Origin of the sequence: Stenotrophomonas sp. (assembly GCF_032061965.1) — a bacterium.
Taxonomy (GTDB): domain Bacteria; phylum Pseudomonadota; class Gammaproteobacteria; order Xanthomonadales; family Xanthomonadaceae; genus Stenotrophomonas.
In genome coordinates this window covers 113429-126707 of sequence record NZ_DAMBEF010000011.1, presented here as the reverse complement: position 1 = coordinate 126707, position 13279 = coordinate 113429, and the positions used below count along the sequence as shown (strand labels likewise).

At 64.1% G+C, this 13279-nt stretch carries 12 protein-coding genes; 7 read left to right on the top strand and 5 right to left on the bottom strand.

Going from position 1 to position 13279, the window contains the following annotated elements:
• Positions 1-131 precede the first annotated feature (131 nt).
• On the bottom strand, positions 132-2819 hold the full coding sequence (gene aceE / locus RT460_RS08220) for a pyruvate dehydrogenase (acetyl-transferring), homodimeric type (protein ID WP_313318319.1): 2688 nt from the start codon (positions 2817-2819) through the stop codon (positions 132-134).
• A gap of 365 nt (positions 2820-3184) precedes the next feature.
• Here aceE and RT460_RS08215 point away from each other — a divergent pair, with 365 nt between their 5' ends.
• Together RT460_RS08215 and RT460_RS08210 are read left to right on the top strand one after the other, a co-directional pair.
• A complete protein-coding gene (locus RT460_RS08215; protein WP_313318318.1) occupies positions 3185-3946 on the top strand; it encodes a PadR family transcriptional regulator in 762 nt (253 codons plus the stop codon).
• An 80-nt stretch (positions 3947-4026) separates the two neighbouring features.
• On the top strand, positions 4027-4818 hold the full coding sequence (locus RT460_RS08210) for a siderophore-interacting protein (RefSeq protein WP_313318317.1): 792 nt from the start codon (positions 4027-4029) through the stop codon (positions 4816-4818).
• A gap of 655 nt (positions 4819-5473) precedes the next feature.
• On the opposite strand, the gene RT460_RS08205 is transcribed toward RT460_RS08210, so the two are convergent.
• Positions 5474-6241, bottom strand: coding sequence for a hypothetical protein (locus RT460_RS08205; RefSeq protein ID WP_313318315.1), 768 nt, complete (start codon positions 6239-6241; stop codon positions 5474-5476).
• Positions 6242-6290: 49 nt separating this feature from the next.
• Positions 6291-7301, bottom strand: coding sequence for a linear amide C-N hydrolase (locus RT460_RS08200; RefSeq protein WP_313318327.1), 1011 nt, complete (start codon positions 7299-7301; stop codon positions 6291-6293).
• 224 nt (positions 7302-7525) lie between these two features.
• Between RT460_RS08200 and RT460_RS08195 the strand changes: the two genes are divergently transcribed.
• A complete protein-coding gene (locus RT460_RS08195; RefSeq protein ID WP_313318314.1) occupies positions 7526-7840 on the top strand; it encodes a hypothetical protein in 315 nt (104 codons plus the stop codon).
• A 293-nt stretch (positions 7841-8133) separates the two neighbouring features.
• Here the strand turns inward: RT460_RS08195 and RT460_RS08190 are convergent, their stop codons facing one another.
• Together RT460_RS08190 and RT460_RS08185 are read right to left on the bottom strand one after the other, a co-directional pair.
• Positions 8134-8844 (bottom strand): YceI family protein, encoded by a 711-nt coding sequence (locus RT460_RS08190; RefSeq protein ID WP_313318313.1) that lies wholly within the window; start codon positions 8842-8844, stop codon positions 8134-8136.
• A 90-nt stretch (positions 8845-8934) separates the two neighbouring features.
• Positions 8935-9525 (bottom strand): malonic semialdehyde reductase, encoded by a 591-nt coding sequence (locus tag RT460_RS08185; protein WP_313318311.1) that lies wholly within the window; start codon positions 9523-9525, stop codon positions 8935-8937.
• 135 nt (positions 9526-9660) lie between these two features.
• Here RT460_RS08185 and RT460_RS08180 point away from each other — a divergent pair, with 135 nt between their 5' ends.
• From RT460_RS08180 to RT460_RS08165, 4 genes are all read left to right on the top strand, one after another.
• Complete coding sequence (locus RT460_RS08180) at positions 9661-10632, top strand: mitochondrial fission ELM1 family protein (RefSeq protein ID WP_313318310.1); 972 nt, start codon at positions 9661-9663, stop codon at positions 10630-10632.
• Positions 10633-11081: 449 nt separating this feature from the next.
• Complete coding sequence (locus RT460_RS08175; RefSeq protein ID WP_313318309.1) at positions 11082-11957, top strand: DUF2145 domain-containing protein; 876 nt, start codon at positions 11082-11084, stop codon at positions 11955-11957.
• Entirely contained in the window at positions 11954-12481 is a 528-nt protein-coding gene (locus RT460_RS08170) for a hypothetical protein (protein WP_313318308.1), read from the top strand. Before RT460_RS08175 ends, RT460_RS08170 begins: the two co-directional genes overlap by 4 nt.
• Before the next feature lie 83 nt (positions 12482-12564).
• Complete coding sequence (locus tag RT460_RS08165; RefSeq protein ID WP_313318307.1) at positions 12565-13026, top strand: hypothetical protein; 462 nt, start codon at positions 12565-12567, stop codon at positions 13024-13026.
• Positions 13027-13279 lie beyond the last annotated feature (253 nt).

Genomic DNA, 13279 nt, shown 5'->3' with positions numbered 1-13279 from the left:
GTCTATGCCGCTACATTAACCGCGTGACCTGAGCAGAAAGCGGTGGGTCATTACAGCGCTACGCACCAACATTTTTGAAAAAAAAGAAAGGGCGGCCAATGGCCGCCCCAACTTTCAAACATGCTATTCGATCAAACCCCAACAGGATTAGCCTTCTCCGGATCAATCCCATACTGCTTGATAGCCCGGGCAACATCCTTAGCCGTCATCTTCCCATCCTTGGCAAGCGCCGCAATGGCCGCATGCGCGATGTAATAACGGTCAACCTCGAAGAAGCGACGCAGGTTGGCGCGGGTATCCGAGCGACCGAAGCCGTCCGTGCCCAATACCGAGTACGTTGCCGGCACGAAGGCGCGGATCTGGTCGGTGTAGGCGCGCACGTAGTCGGTTGCGGCGATGACCGGGCCCTGGCGGCCTTCCAGCAGCTGGGTGACGTAGGGCTTGCGGGCTTCGGCTTCCGGGTGCAGGCGGTTCCAGCGCTCGGCGTCGAAACCATCGCGACGCAGTTCGTTGAAGCTCGGGCAGCTCCAGATGTCGGCGGTGACGCCGAAATCCTTGTCCAGCAGTTCGGCCGCTGCAATGGCCTCGCGCAGGATGGTGCCGCTGCCCAGCAGCTGCACGCGCAGCTCGCCCTTCTTCGGCTTGCCGGCGTCGGTGAGCAGGTACATGCCCTTGATGATGCCTTCGGCTGCGCCTTCCGGCATGGCCGGGTGGGCGTAGTTCTCGTTCATCAGAGTGATGTAGTAGTACTCGTCGATCTGGTCTTCCATCATGGCCTTGGTGCCGTGCTGGAGGATGACGGTTACTTCGAAACCGAAGGTCGGGTCGTAGCTGCGCACGTTCGGAATGCCGCCAGCAACGATGTGGCTGAAGCCATCTTCGTGCTGCAGGCCTTCACCGTTCAGCGTGGTGCGGCCGGCGGTGCCGCCGAGCAGGAAGCCGCGGGTACGCATGTCCGCTGCCTGCCAGGCAATGTCGCCAATGCGCTGGAAGCCGAACATCGAGTAGTAAATGTAGAACGGCAGCATCGGCACGTTGCTGACCGAGTAGCTGGTACCGGCCGCCATCCACGAGGACATGGCACCCGGCTCGCTGATGCCCTGCTGCAGCACCTGGCCGCTCTGGTCTTCGCGGTAGTACATGAGCTGGTCGGCGTCGACCGGCTTGTACTTCTGGCCGTACGGGGCGTAGATGCCGATCTGGCGGAACAGGCCTTCCATACCAAAGGTGCGCGCTTCGTCGGCGACGATCGGCACCAGGCGCGGGCCCAGCTCCTTGTCACGCAGGCTGATGTTCAGCGTCTGCACGAAGGCCATGGTGGTGGAATAGGTGCGCTCGCCGGATTCCTTGAGCAGGCGCTCGTAGGTTTCCAGCTTCGGTGCGACGAAGGACTTGTCGGCCTTCTGGCGACGCTGCGGCAGGTAGCCACCCAGCGAAGCGCGACGCTCCTGCAGGTACTTCACTTCCGGCGAATCCGGGCCCGGGTGGTAGAACGGCACCTGGCCGTCCTTGAGCTGCTCGTCGGTAACCGGAATGTTGAAGCGGTCGCGGAAGTGCTTGACCGATTCGTCGTCCAGCTTCTTGGTCTGGTGGGTGGGGTTGAGCGCTTCGCCAGCGCTGCCCATGCCGTAGCCCTTGACCGTCTTGGCCAGGATCACGGTCGGCATGCCCTTGGTGTTCACGGCCTGGTGGTAGGCGGCGTACACCTTGTGCGGGTCGTGGCCGCCACGGTTCAGGCGCCAGATGTCGTCGTCGGACAAGCCGGCGACCATCGCTGCGGTCTCCGGGTACTTGCCGAAGAAATGCTCACGCGTATACGCGCCGCCGAAGGCCTTGCAGTTCTGGTATTCGCCGTCGACGGTTTCCATCATCAGCTTCTTCAGGACGCCGTTGGTGTCCTTGGCCAGCAGGGCATCCCAGTAACCGCCCCACAGCAGCTTGATCACGTTCCAGCCGCCGCCACGGAACACGCCTTCCAGTTCCTGGATGATCTTGCCGTTGCCGCGCACCGGGCCATCAAGGCGCTGCAGGTTGCAGTTGACCACGAAGATCAGGTTGTCCAGGCCTTCGCGGCCGGCCAGGGCGATGGCGCCCAGGGTTTCCGGCTCGTCCGACTCGCCGTCGCCAATGAAGCACCACACCTTGCGGTCGCTCTTCTCGATCAGGCCGCGGTTTTCCAGGTAACGCAGGAACTGCGCCTGGTAGATGGCGGCCAGCGGGCCCAGGCCCATCGACACGGTCGGGGTCTGCCAGTAATCGGGCATCAGCCACGGGTGCGGGTAGGACGACAGACCGCCGCCGTCTACTTCCATGCGGAACTTGTCCAACTGCTGCTCGCTGATGCGGCCTTCCAGGAAGGAACGCGCATAGATACCCGGGGCGCTGTGGCCCTGGATGAACAGCAGGTCGCCCGGATGGTTGTCGCTGGGCGCGCGCCAGAAGTGGTTGAAGCCCACGTCATAGAGCGTTGCGCCCGATGCGAACGAGGCGATGTGGCCGCCCAGGTCGCCCGGCTTGCGGTTGGCGCGCACCACGGTGGCCATCGCGTTCCAACGGATGATGGAGCGGATGCGCCATTCCAGTTCCGCATTGCCGGGGCTCTTGGCTTCCAGCTGCGGCTCGATGGTGTTGACGTATTCGGTAGTAGGCGAGAACGGCAGGAATGCACCCGAGCGACGGGTCAGTTCAACCATGCCTTCCAGCAACTGATGCGCGCGCTCGGGGCCCTCGACATCGATAACGGCCTTCAACGACTCGATCCACTCCTGGGTTTCCAGGGGGTTCGTGTCGTTGTTAAGCATCTCGTTCAACCAGTTCATTAGCGCTCCCAGTTACTGCACGCACGCGCGCGCTTGTCGTTGTTTTGAATCCCTGAAGTGTAACGCACCCGGCCCCCTCCCAAGCCGGCTACGCATACGTATGGAGGCTTAAAAGCCAGTGTCCGCAAGACATGTGCGACAGGCTTTTCAGGGCGATGCAGACATGACGGGACACACCGTGTCAGCAGCCGAGTGACAGGGTGGCGCATGCGCATGACTGGGTGACGACGGAAGGCTTGGCGGCTACCCATGCCCGGCTCGTTGCCGAAACTGAACGGTCGGCATCATGGCGGGGGCTGGCGTTGGCAATTCGCGAGTTTTAGATATATCTTTTCGTCACCACAAATCGATATATCTAAAACGACATGAAGAACTTCTACTCTCTCCCGCAGCATCTCCCTCCCTCAGAGCGCCCGCACGGCCATCGCCCCCACCACGGTGGCGCCGAGCCGGCAGCCGAGGGCCACGCCCCGCACCGCCGTGGGCATCACCACCATCACGGCCGCATCCGTGGCAGCGCCGAAGGCCACGAAGGCCGTCCCGGCCGCCATGGCCATCCGCTGGAAGGCGGGCGCGGTGAACGCGGCGCCCACGGTCGCGGCGGTCACCCCGGGCATCGTGGCGGCGGTGGTCGGGGCGGACGCGGTGGCGACGGCGGCTCGCGCCGGCCGCTGGGCCGCGGCGACCTGCGCCTGTTGCTGCTGGCGCTGATCGAGCAGCAGCCGCGCCATGGTTACGAGCTGATCCAGTTGATCGGTGAATTGTTTGACGGCGCTTACGTGCCCAGCCCCGGCGTGGTCTACCCCACCTTGTCCCTGCTGGAAGACATGGAGCTGATCGCCGCCGACCAGGAGAACGGCCGCAAGCGTTACGCCATCACCGATGCCGGCCGCGCCCAGGCCGATGCCGACCGCGAGGCCATCGACGATGCCCAGCAGCGCACCCGCGACAGCGCACGCCGCATCCGCAAGGCCGCCATCCCCGCGCAGGTACGCGAGACGATGGAACAAGTGCGCGACGCCATCCTCAGCCGCCAGGAAAGCTGGACCGAGGAGGAAATCGTCCGCGTCACCCAGATCCTCGCCGACACGGTTGCGCGGCTCGACCCGCAGCAGGACCCCGCCTGACAGGCGCGATCACTTCCATTGATACGGCCCGGGGCGCGCATCGCCCCGGACAAACCATTTCCCGCAGCCCAGGATTGCCGATGCCTACGCATGAAACCCAACTGATCCGTCTCACCCCGCGCTTCCGCCAGCTGCAGGTACGGCGCGTTGAACGCCTCACCCCCAACATGCAGCGCGTGGTGGTGGGCGGCGATGCCCTGGAAGGCTTTGACAGCCGTTCCGCGGACGACCACGTCAAGCTGTTTTTCCCCAATGGTGAGGGCGCTTTCGTGCTGCCCGAACTGACCGAGCAGGGCCCGCGCTACCCGGAAGGCAAGCAGCCCTCGCCCGCACGTGACTACACCCCGCGTCATTACGATGCCGACGCTGGCGAGCTGGTGCTGGATTTCGTATTGCACGGCGATGGCCCGGCAACGAGTTGGGCGGCCAATGCCAAGGAAGGTGATGAACTGGTGGTGGCCGGCCCGCGCGGTTCGAAAGTCATTGCCGATGATTTCGACGCCTATGTGCTGATTGGCGATGAAACGGCGCTGCCGGCGATTGCCCGGCGCTTGGAAGAATTGTCGGAGCATGCGGTGGCCGAGGTCTTCATCGAGATTCCGGAGGAAGGCGATCGGCAGCCGCTGGAAAGTGCGGCGCAGGTGACGGTGTCGTGGTTCGAGCGCAATGGTTTTGATGCGGCCAGCAGCACCTTGTTGGAAGACGCGCTGGTGGACTTCGAGCAGCCCGATGGCGATACGCACTACTGGATTGCCACCGAGTCCAAGCGTGCGCGGATGATGCGCAAGTTTGTCGAAGGGCATCTGCAGGTGCCGAAGGATTGGATACGCGCCACCGGGTATTGGAAGGCGGATCCGAACGAGGTGGAGTGATTCGCTTTGCCCCTCCCCTGTGGCGTAAGCAAAGGGGAGGTTGGGAGGGGATTGGTTTTGCTTCGAGTAGTGCCGAGCCATGCTCGGCAGACGCTTTCCCGGTAAGGCCCCAGCCGAGCATGGCTCGGCTCTACCCGGTCAAAAGCTACCCCTCCCCAGCCCTCCCCTTCGCTGCGCGAAAGGGAGGGGGCGACGCAACTGCGCCGCGTGCGATAGCGGAGCCAGGCTTTGCCCCTCCCCTTTGGTGTCGCCAAGGGGAGGTTGGGAGGGGGTTGGTTTTGAGTAGTGCCGAGCCATGCTCGGCAGACGCTTTCCCGGCAAGGCCCCAGCCGAGCATGGCTCGGCTCTACCGGGTCAAAAGCTACCCCTCCCCAGCCCTCCCCTTCGCTACGCGAAAGGGAGGGGGCTAAGCGACTGCGCTGCGTGCGACGGCGGGGGCGAGCCTTTGCCCCTCCCCTTTGGCGAAGCCAAGGGGGAGGCTGGGAGGGGGTTGGTTTTGCTTCGAGCAGTGCCGAGCCATGCTCGGCAGACGCTTTCCCGGTAAGGCCCCAGCCGAGCATGGCTCGGCTCTACACGGTCAGAAGCTAGCCCTCCTGGGCCTGGGCCTTGCCCTCACCCCTCTCCCGGAGGAAGAGGGGCGTTCAGATTTTGGGCGTTAGCGCGTTGCGCCGAACTGATAGGTCACACCCAGCATCGGGCCGGACAGGGATACATCCAGGCGCTTGCCGTTGTCGCGGTAATCCAGGCTCTGGTGGCGGTAGCCCATCGATACGAACAATTTGTCGGTCGCCCGATAGTTGGCCAACGCCAACAGCTGCCAGGTAGCGTCCGAGCCCACACCAAAACCACCTGCATCTACATAGACAATGCTGGTCCACTGCGGCGTCAGGGCCTGCCGCCAGCGCACAGCGGCAATCGGGTCCACGAACGAAGAGTCCGAACGCGCCGATACCAGACCCGGCACATCCAGCGCGGCGCGGATGTCCCAATAACGGACACCGGCCAACAGATCGACGCCAGTGCGCTCGGTGGCCATCCAGGCGTAACCCGCCGTCGCGGTCACCGAGGTCTGTCGCACTTTCACGCTGGCGGCCAGGCCCATCGGCAGCGGGGTCGAATCCGACGTCGATGCATGGGTGACATCGGCCTGCAGTACAAAGTCGCCGCGACGCGCGGTGCCAGTGATGAACGCGGCCGCGTCAAGGCTGTCCATCAGCTCGGAAAACGACTTGTCCACATCGACCATGGGGGCAGCGCGGAACGGGCGCACCTGCCCTTCCATCCCGCTCATCCACACATATGGCGTGGCCTGGAAGCGCCAGCTGTCGTCGAGGTCGTTGCCCTGCGCATGGGCAAGCGGAAAGCCGCCCATTGCAAGCAGCAGCGGCAAGCACTGCCGCTTGAAGTGGGATCGGGTATTCATTGCAGCTCCAGAGGATGCGTGCCGGCAAGCCGGACACGCAGGTTATGCATCACACGCCGAGGAAACGGAACGGCTTGGTTTCCTTGAACTGGGCGTTGGCTTCACCCGAATAGATGGTGCGCTGCTGCGCACCCAGGTCCAGGCGCTTGACCTTGCCGCCGTTCTCGCTGAAGTCGATCTTCTTCAAGTCCACCCAGAACACGTTGGTCGCCAACGCTGATTCGAAGTAGTAGCGCAGGCGCGATTGGTCGGACACCGTGCGCCAGCGGGTGGACGAGATGTTGGGCTGGTCCGGGGTGGTGATGCCGTACGGCACCGACACGTTGCGGATCACGCCGAATACGCTGGCGGTAGATTCCACCGGGTCGGTCGACTTGGGAATGGCGTCGATATAGAACGCTGCGCGGGCAAAGCGGTCCGCCGCGCGGTTGGTTCCGGGCAACATCACCGTGCCGCCAATCTCGCGCCAGTAACTTTCAAGAGCCAGCTGCTCTTCGAAGATCGGCGAGTTGGTCATCACCTTGTAGTGGCGGCTGTGATGGATGACCTGCTTGCCCTTGATGTATTCGATGATGGCACTGTCGCCGCTGGCATCTGACAGGGACAGGTGCAACGTGGCCAGGCGCTGCTCGCCCGGCGGGGCGTCGCTGACCAGGGTAAATGGCTCATCGGCCAAGGCTTTGACCGCTTCGTCCACGCTGGCGAAGTTGTCCAGCATGTACTGCGTCCACGCGGAGATGCTCAGGCCGGGCTTGCCGCTGTTGCGTTCGGGGTATTCGGACTCGGCCAGCCACAGCAGGTTTGCAACCAGGCCGGCTTCGTTCATGCCGTCGGTGGTGGCAATATCGTAGGCGCTGGCGATGACACTGCCATAACGCGAGGTCCACTCCAGCGTATCGGCACCGGTCTCGCCATTGCGCTGCATGCCACGCGGGAACATCCACAGGTGGGTACCGGTATCGATCTTGTAGTCCATCGAGCGGCCGGTGAACACTTCGTTGCCCGCGCCGTGGTAGACGAAGCGGGTGCAGGCATCTGCGTCCTGCGGTGCGCCAAACATGCCAATGAGAACGGTGGCGCAGGCTGCGATAAGGGATCGCTGGGCTGACTTCATCGTAAGAGCCTCCTTGGCTCTATCAATTCAGTTGATGCAATCGGATTGATCCTAGCAGCCATTCATTTTTTGATCTGGACGCAGTTGGCAGTCCCGGCAAGAGCAGGATGCCTGCGCACGCGCTGCTATGCTGATTGCAGCCATGTCCGGCCGCACACGTGATGATCACCATGCCTGCTATTCCCTCTCATCTGCGCGCACTGCGCCTGCCTGCCTGTTCGCTGTTGGCACTTGCATTGGGCGGGTGCCTGACCGCGCCAGGGCCGGTGGTATCCGGCGATGGCCGTTGCACCGATGCTGATCTGCAGTGGGCGGTTGGCAAGGCCGGTGATGAGGCGACGATGCGCAAGCTGGCCAAGGACAGCGGCGCTGGACTGGTCAATCCGATCACTCCGACCACGATTGTCTCGCGCGATATCCGCCAGGATCGTCTGCGCGTGTATCTGGATGCGGGGAATGTGATTACCGCCGTACGGTGTGAGTGATTGCTGAGGGTTGGGGCTTGGAAGCCTGCCCTCACCCCTCCCCCTCTCCCGCATGCAGGAGAGGGGACGTGGCCGTTGATGTTGCCCATGACGGATGCATTGCGGCTTGGGACCGCTATGCCCTGCCTCGCATTGCGTTGCCCTGCCTTGCTTTCCCCTCTCCCCTTGCGGGAGAGGGGCAGGGGAGAGGGGTAGCTTTAGCTTTAGCTTCAACGTATACCCAAAGCCCAACCCAAAAACAAAGGCCCGCCAATGGCGGGCCTTTGTCGTTCTCAGCAACACCAAGCGGCGAATTACTGCGCCTTGGCGTCCTCAGCCTTCGGCACCGAAGCTTCGGTGGTGATGCGGATCTTGACGTCGTCGCTCACGGCCGGGGCATAAGCACCCACGCCGAAATCGCTGCGCTTGATGGTGGTGGTGGCATCAAAGCCCACCGACGGCACCTTCATCATCGGGTGCTCGCCAGCGCCGTTCACGGTCACATCCAGCACCACCGGCTTGGTCACGCCCTTGACGGTCAGGTCGCCGGTCACGGTCAGCTTGTTGGTGCCGGCTGCTTCCACCTTGGTGCTCTTGAAGGTGGCGGTCGGGAACTTGGCGGCGTCGAAGAAATCGGCGCTGCGCAGGTGCTCGTCGAACTTGGCGGTGAAGCTGTTCAGGCCCGACAGCGGCAGGGTCACTTCAACGGTCGACTTGCTCACGTCGGCGGCGTCATACACCAGGGTGCCGTCGGCGTTGCCGAAGTGCGCGGTCGGGTTGGAAAAACCCATGTGGTTCCACTGCACCAGCACGTCGGTGTGGCTCGGGTCGAGCTTGTAGGTGCCAGCGGCAACCTGGATGGCAGCCGCTTCCGGGGCAGCCGGGGCGGCGGCAGCAGCATCGGCCGGCGCAGCAGCGGTTTCAGCCGGGGCAGCAGCCGGTGCGGCGTTGTCGGCCGGCTTGGAGCAGGCGGTGATGGCAGCGGCAAGGGCCAGCGGGAGCAGCAGCTTGGAAAGATTGGACATGGGAAAACTCCTGAAAGTGGAAAAGCTGGATGGAGGCAGTTTCAACAGGCAAGGCTTCAGTCGCTGTGACAGAAGCCGCCGGTGCAACGGTCAGACAATGCGTGCTGCTTCGTCAAAGGACAGGCGCGGCAGGCGCGGGAACACGCCAGACGGGTCGCCGTAGCCGAGGTTGACCAGGAAATTGGTCTTGATGGCAGTGCCGGCAAAGAAGGCTTCGTCCACCTTGGCCGCATCGAAACCTGACATCGGGCCGGCATCCAGGCCCAGCGCGCGCGCGGCCAGGATCAAGTAGGCGCCCTGCAGGGTGCCGTTGCGGAATGCGGCTTCGTGGCGGCCTTCACGCGGGCCATCAAACCAGGACTTGGCGTCGGTATGCGGGAACAGGTACGGCAGCTTTTCGTGGAAATCCTGGTCAAAACCAATAATCGCGGTAACCGGCGCCGCCATCGTCTTGGCCAGGTTGCCCTCGGACAGGGCCGGGGCAAGCTTCTGCTTGGCGTCGGCCGATTTGACGAAGACAAACCGCGCCGGGCTGGCATTGGCGGCGGTGGGTGCCCACTTCAGCAGGTCGTACAACGCACGCAGCTGGCTGTCCTCGACCGGGCGGTCCTGGAAGGCATTCTGCGTACGGGCGGTGCGGAACAGCTGGTCAAGCGCGGCATCGTTGAAGATGTCGGACATGGAAACTCCGTGGTGAATTGGCTACGGTCTGAATGGCATTACTCCGGAATCCCCCGGACAATGGCATGGCCGATCTGAGCCCGCAGTGTAGAGCGCCCCGACTGTTGCAACACCACGCCTTATTGAAACGAATTAATGCCATACGCGAAACGATCGATGCTTCCCTGGACGATCACTGACGGCCGCGCCGGCAATGTGCGCCAGGCCGTGGCCTTGGCGTCGGCACTGCGTCTGGGCGGCCAACAGCGCCTGCAACTGCAGCCTCAGGCGCCGTGGCGCTGGCTCTCGCCGCGCCTGTTGCCGGGTGCAGCGGGCGGTTTTGGCGAGGTTTTCCAGCGTCTGGCCGGCAATGCGCCAGAGCTGGCGATCGGCTGTGGCCGCCAAGCGGCAACGGCCTTGCGGGTATTGGGCCAGCGCGGCACCCGCACGGTGCAGGTCCTGGATCCGCGCATCAATCCCCGCCATTGGGACCTGCTGGTGGTGCCCGAACACGACCGTTTGCGCGGCGGCAATGTACTGACCCTGCTGGGCAGCCTGAACCCGGTCAGTGATGACTGGCTGGCCTGGGGGCGCGCGGCGTTCTCCAGTTTCGAGCAGTTGCCGGGCCCACGCACCGCGCTGCTGGTCGGCGGCCCTACAGAACATGCCCCGTGGCAGGAGGCCGACATCCAGCCGCTGTTCCAGCAACTGGCTGCGCGCATCCGCAGCGAGGGCGGCAGCGTCCTGGCTACCACCTCGCGGCGAACCCCCAAAGCAGTAACCCAGGCCCTGCTGGCGGCGTTTGACGACGTGCCGGGGGTGATCTGGAGCGATGGCGGCGATGGCTCCAATCCCTATGCCGGCCTGTTGGGTTGGGCCGACCGCATCGTCTGCACCCCCGATTCGGTGAACCTGCTTTCCGAGGCCTGCGCCACCCGCGTGCCAGTGGGCGTATTGCTGGGCGCGCGTGCACAGGGACGGATGGCGCAGTTCCAGCGGGCCTTGCGCGAGCGCGGGCGTTTGTCGGCGGGGCTGCAGGCGCTGGATACCGATGCGGCAACGCTGGTAGAGCCACTGCGGGAGACCGTGCGGATTGCCGATGAGGTCAGGGCCCGGTTGGGGTTGTAGGTCGGGAGGGAGACCGAAGGGCTTTGGCTTTGGCTTTGGCTTTGGCTTTGGCTTTGGCTCCGCCCTTGAGCCGTCATTCCCGCGCAGGCGGGAATCGCTCTTGGCTCTTGGCTCCTGGCTCCAACCCCACATCTGCATACCCTGATGAAGGCGAAAGCACAATCAACGGCAGGAGCGATTCCCGCCTGCGCGGGAATGACGGCAACCATCAACAGCAAGAGCGACTCCTGCCTGCGCGGGGGTGACGGCGACAATCAACGGCAAGAGCGACTCCCGCCTGCGCGGGAATGACGGCGACAATCAACGGCAGGTGCGATTCCCGCCTGCGCGGGAATGACGGCATGCAAAGCGGAACCACTCTCGTCGTCCCGCACCTCTCCTCCGCCCTCCTCCGCTCCCGACCCCGCCCTAACAAATATTTTGCAATCACCATGCAAGGATGCGCGCCGATGAAACCCCGCACATTATTTTCGCTGGCCACCGCCCTGGCACTGGTCACGCTCACCGCACCGGCGTTCGCGCAAGAGGCCTGCAGCCCGCGTTATCCGCCGCCCACCACCATTGCCGCCATGTTCGACATGGCTGCCGTCACCGCCGATACGCTCAATGCCCTGCCTGATGTGGATGTGGCCATTGCCGCGCGTGGTGGCCAGGACCTGAGCAAGTACGGTCTGCGCCATAGCCATCTGGCCTTCCTGGTCCGCAATGACAGCGGCAGCTGGGATGTGGTGCACCTGCTCAACCGCTGCAAGACCGACAACTCGGACCTGTTCCGCGAAGGGCTGGTGAATCTGGTCGGCGAAAGCTCGATCACCACCGATCTGCGCGTGGGCATCCCCACCCCCGCGGTGCGCGCCGCTTTGAAGACGTTGCTCAGTGGCGATGCCCCCAGCGCGCGTGCCCTGCATGAGCCGCGCTACAGCATGCTGGCCTACCCCGGCAGCACCGAGTACCAGAACTCCAACCAGTGGATCCTGGAAGTCACCGCCGCGGCGATGGCACAGGCCGCCGGTGAGCCGGCCCTGGCTGACCGCAGCAGCGCGCTGGCCTGGCTGAAGCAGAAAAGCTATGCGCCCACGCGCATGCATATCGGCATCGGCAAGCGCTTGGGCGCACGTTTCTTTGCCGACAACGTGGCGGTTACCGACCACCCGGCCAGTGAGCGCATCTCCGGCAACTACTCGGTGGTGACGGTGGAATCGGTCTTCGATTTCCTGCACCGCAGCGGCGCGCTGGAGCGCGAATTGTCGGTAGCACATCAAACGCCGGTGCCGGCCATGACCGGCACGCCTTCCCCCGTACAGCGACAGGAGTCCACCCCATGAAACATCTGATCAAGAGCAGCGCCCTCGCCTTTGCCATCGTCGCCACCCTGGGCCTGGCACCCAGCCAAGCACGCGCTGATGGCTTCAATGTCAACGGTTCGCAGGCGTCGGTGCTGATCACCGGCTCCAGCGTGGTGATGGTCGTGTCGGGGCCGATCTTCCTGTCCGCCGCCGGCGTACGCGGCGCAGCGGACATGTCCAAGGAATCCAAGGAACGCCGCGAAGAAAAGCGCCGCATCAGCGCCGGTCCGCTGCCGGACCTGGAGGTCAAGTCCGTCGGCACCGCAGAAGACGGCGGCCGCCGCGTGGTCCTGGAAGACCCGACCAACCCGGAAAACCACGCCACCCTGCAGTGGCCCAAGCGCGAGGATGATCCGGCGGCCGGCTTCAGCGTGGGCAGCAAGATCGCCTTCCAGGCCAGCCCGCAGGGCGCCGGTTGGATGCTGCGCAACCCCGAGGGCGCGGCGCTGGCGTTCGTGCCAACCATCGAAGCGGTGGATGAAAGCAGGACACGCACGCTGTGATTGCGAAGGCATCCACGCGGGTGACCGTCGTTGCGCGGCCATTGCCGCTATTGGCCTGCGCCGCGGCCCTCGGCTGTCTGCTGATGATTTCGCCCGTACATGCCCAGGACCCGTTCAACGGGACCGAGCCCAGCACCTTGGTTGTATCCGATACGGCGACGATGCGCGTCTCCGCTGCTTTGTTCGGTGCTGCCGGCGGTGCCACCGCCGCGGCGGATGTGTCGTCCCCTTCCAGCAAGCAAGACCAAGCCCTTCGCATCAGCACCGGCATCTTGCCGGACATGCAGGTCGAATCGATCACCCATGACGCCGATGGCGGTCGCAGCGTGTTGCTGGCTGATACGCAGAACGCAGCCAATACCGCCACGCTGCATTGGCCGCAGCGTGAGGACAACCCGGCATCGAATTTCGTGCAGGGCCAGACCGTGGCGTTCACCCCCAGCCCGCAAGGCAAGGGCTGGATGCTGCGGGCTGAGGATGGCGCGGTGCTGACCTTCGTGCCGGTGATTGAGGCGGCGCAGGTGGAGCAAAGCGGGAAGCGTTGAGAGTGCGCGCTACTTGGCGCTTTCGACTTGTAGAAATGGCTGGAGCCTTCCTTCTGCCGTGGGCACGAGAAGGTGCCCGAGGAGCCTGCCCCCGTGGAGACGGGGGCGGATGAGGGGGCTTTGGCTTCTCGAAGCTGAAACGCCAGCAAGGTCAACGGCACAAGCAAAAAGCTGCCCTCACCCCAACCCCTCTCCCGTAAACGGGAGAGGGGCCAGGTCTGCCAGATCGCAAGCCGACTGCAGTGCACGCAAT

Excerpts from the sequence above, each read along its gene's own strand:
- RT460_RS08210 (WP_313318317.1), top strand. The coding sequence starts at position 4,027 with ATGCCTACGCATGAAACCCAACTGATCCGTCTCACCCCGCGCTTCCGC.
- RT460_RS08175 (WP_313318309.1), top strand. The coding sequence starts at position 11,082 with ATGAAACCCCGCACATTATTTTCGCTGGCCACCGCCCTGGCACTGGTC.
- RT460_RS08200 (WP_313318327.1), bottom strand. The coding sequence starts at position 7,301 with ATGTTTGGCGCACCGCAGGACGCAGATGCCTGCACCCGCTTCGTCTAC.
- RT460_RS08180 (WP_313318310.1), top strand. The coding sequence starts at position 9,661 with ATGCCATACGCGAAACGATCGATGCTTCCCTGGACGATCACTGACGGC.
- RT460_RS08205 (WP_313318315.1), bottom strand. The coding sequence starts at position 6,241 with ATGAATACCCGATCCCACTTCAAGCGGCAGTGCTTGCCGCTGCTGCTT.
- RT460_RS08165 (WP_313318307.1), top strand. The coding sequence starts at position 12,565 with ATGATTTCGCCCGTACATGCCCAGGACCCGTTCAACGGGACCGAGCCC.
- RT460_RS08190 (WP_313318313.1), bottom strand. The coding sequence starts at position 8,844 with ATGTCCAATCTTTCCAAGCTGCTGCTCCCGCTGGCCCTTGCCGCTGCC.
- RT460_RS08215 (WP_313318318.1), top strand. The coding sequence starts at position 3,185 with ATGAAGAACTTCTACTCTCTCCCGCAGCATCTCCCTCCCTCAGAGCGC.
- RT460_RS08195 (WP_313318314.1), top strand. The coding sequence starts at position 7,526 with ATGCCTGCTATTCCCTCTCATCTGCGCGCACTGCGCCTGCCTGCCTGT.
- RT460_RS08185 (WP_313318311.1), bottom strand. The coding sequence starts at position 9,525 with ATGTCCGACATCTTCAACGATGCCGCGCTTGACCAGCTGTTCCGCACC.
- aceE (WP_313318319.1), bottom strand. The coding sequence starts at position 2,819 with ATGAACTGGTTGAACGAGATGCTTAACAACGACACGAACCCCCTGGAA.
- RT460_RS08170 (WP_313318308.1), top strand. The coding sequence starts at position 11,954 with ATGAAACATCTGATCAAGAGCAGCGCCCTCGCCTTTGCCATCGTCGCC.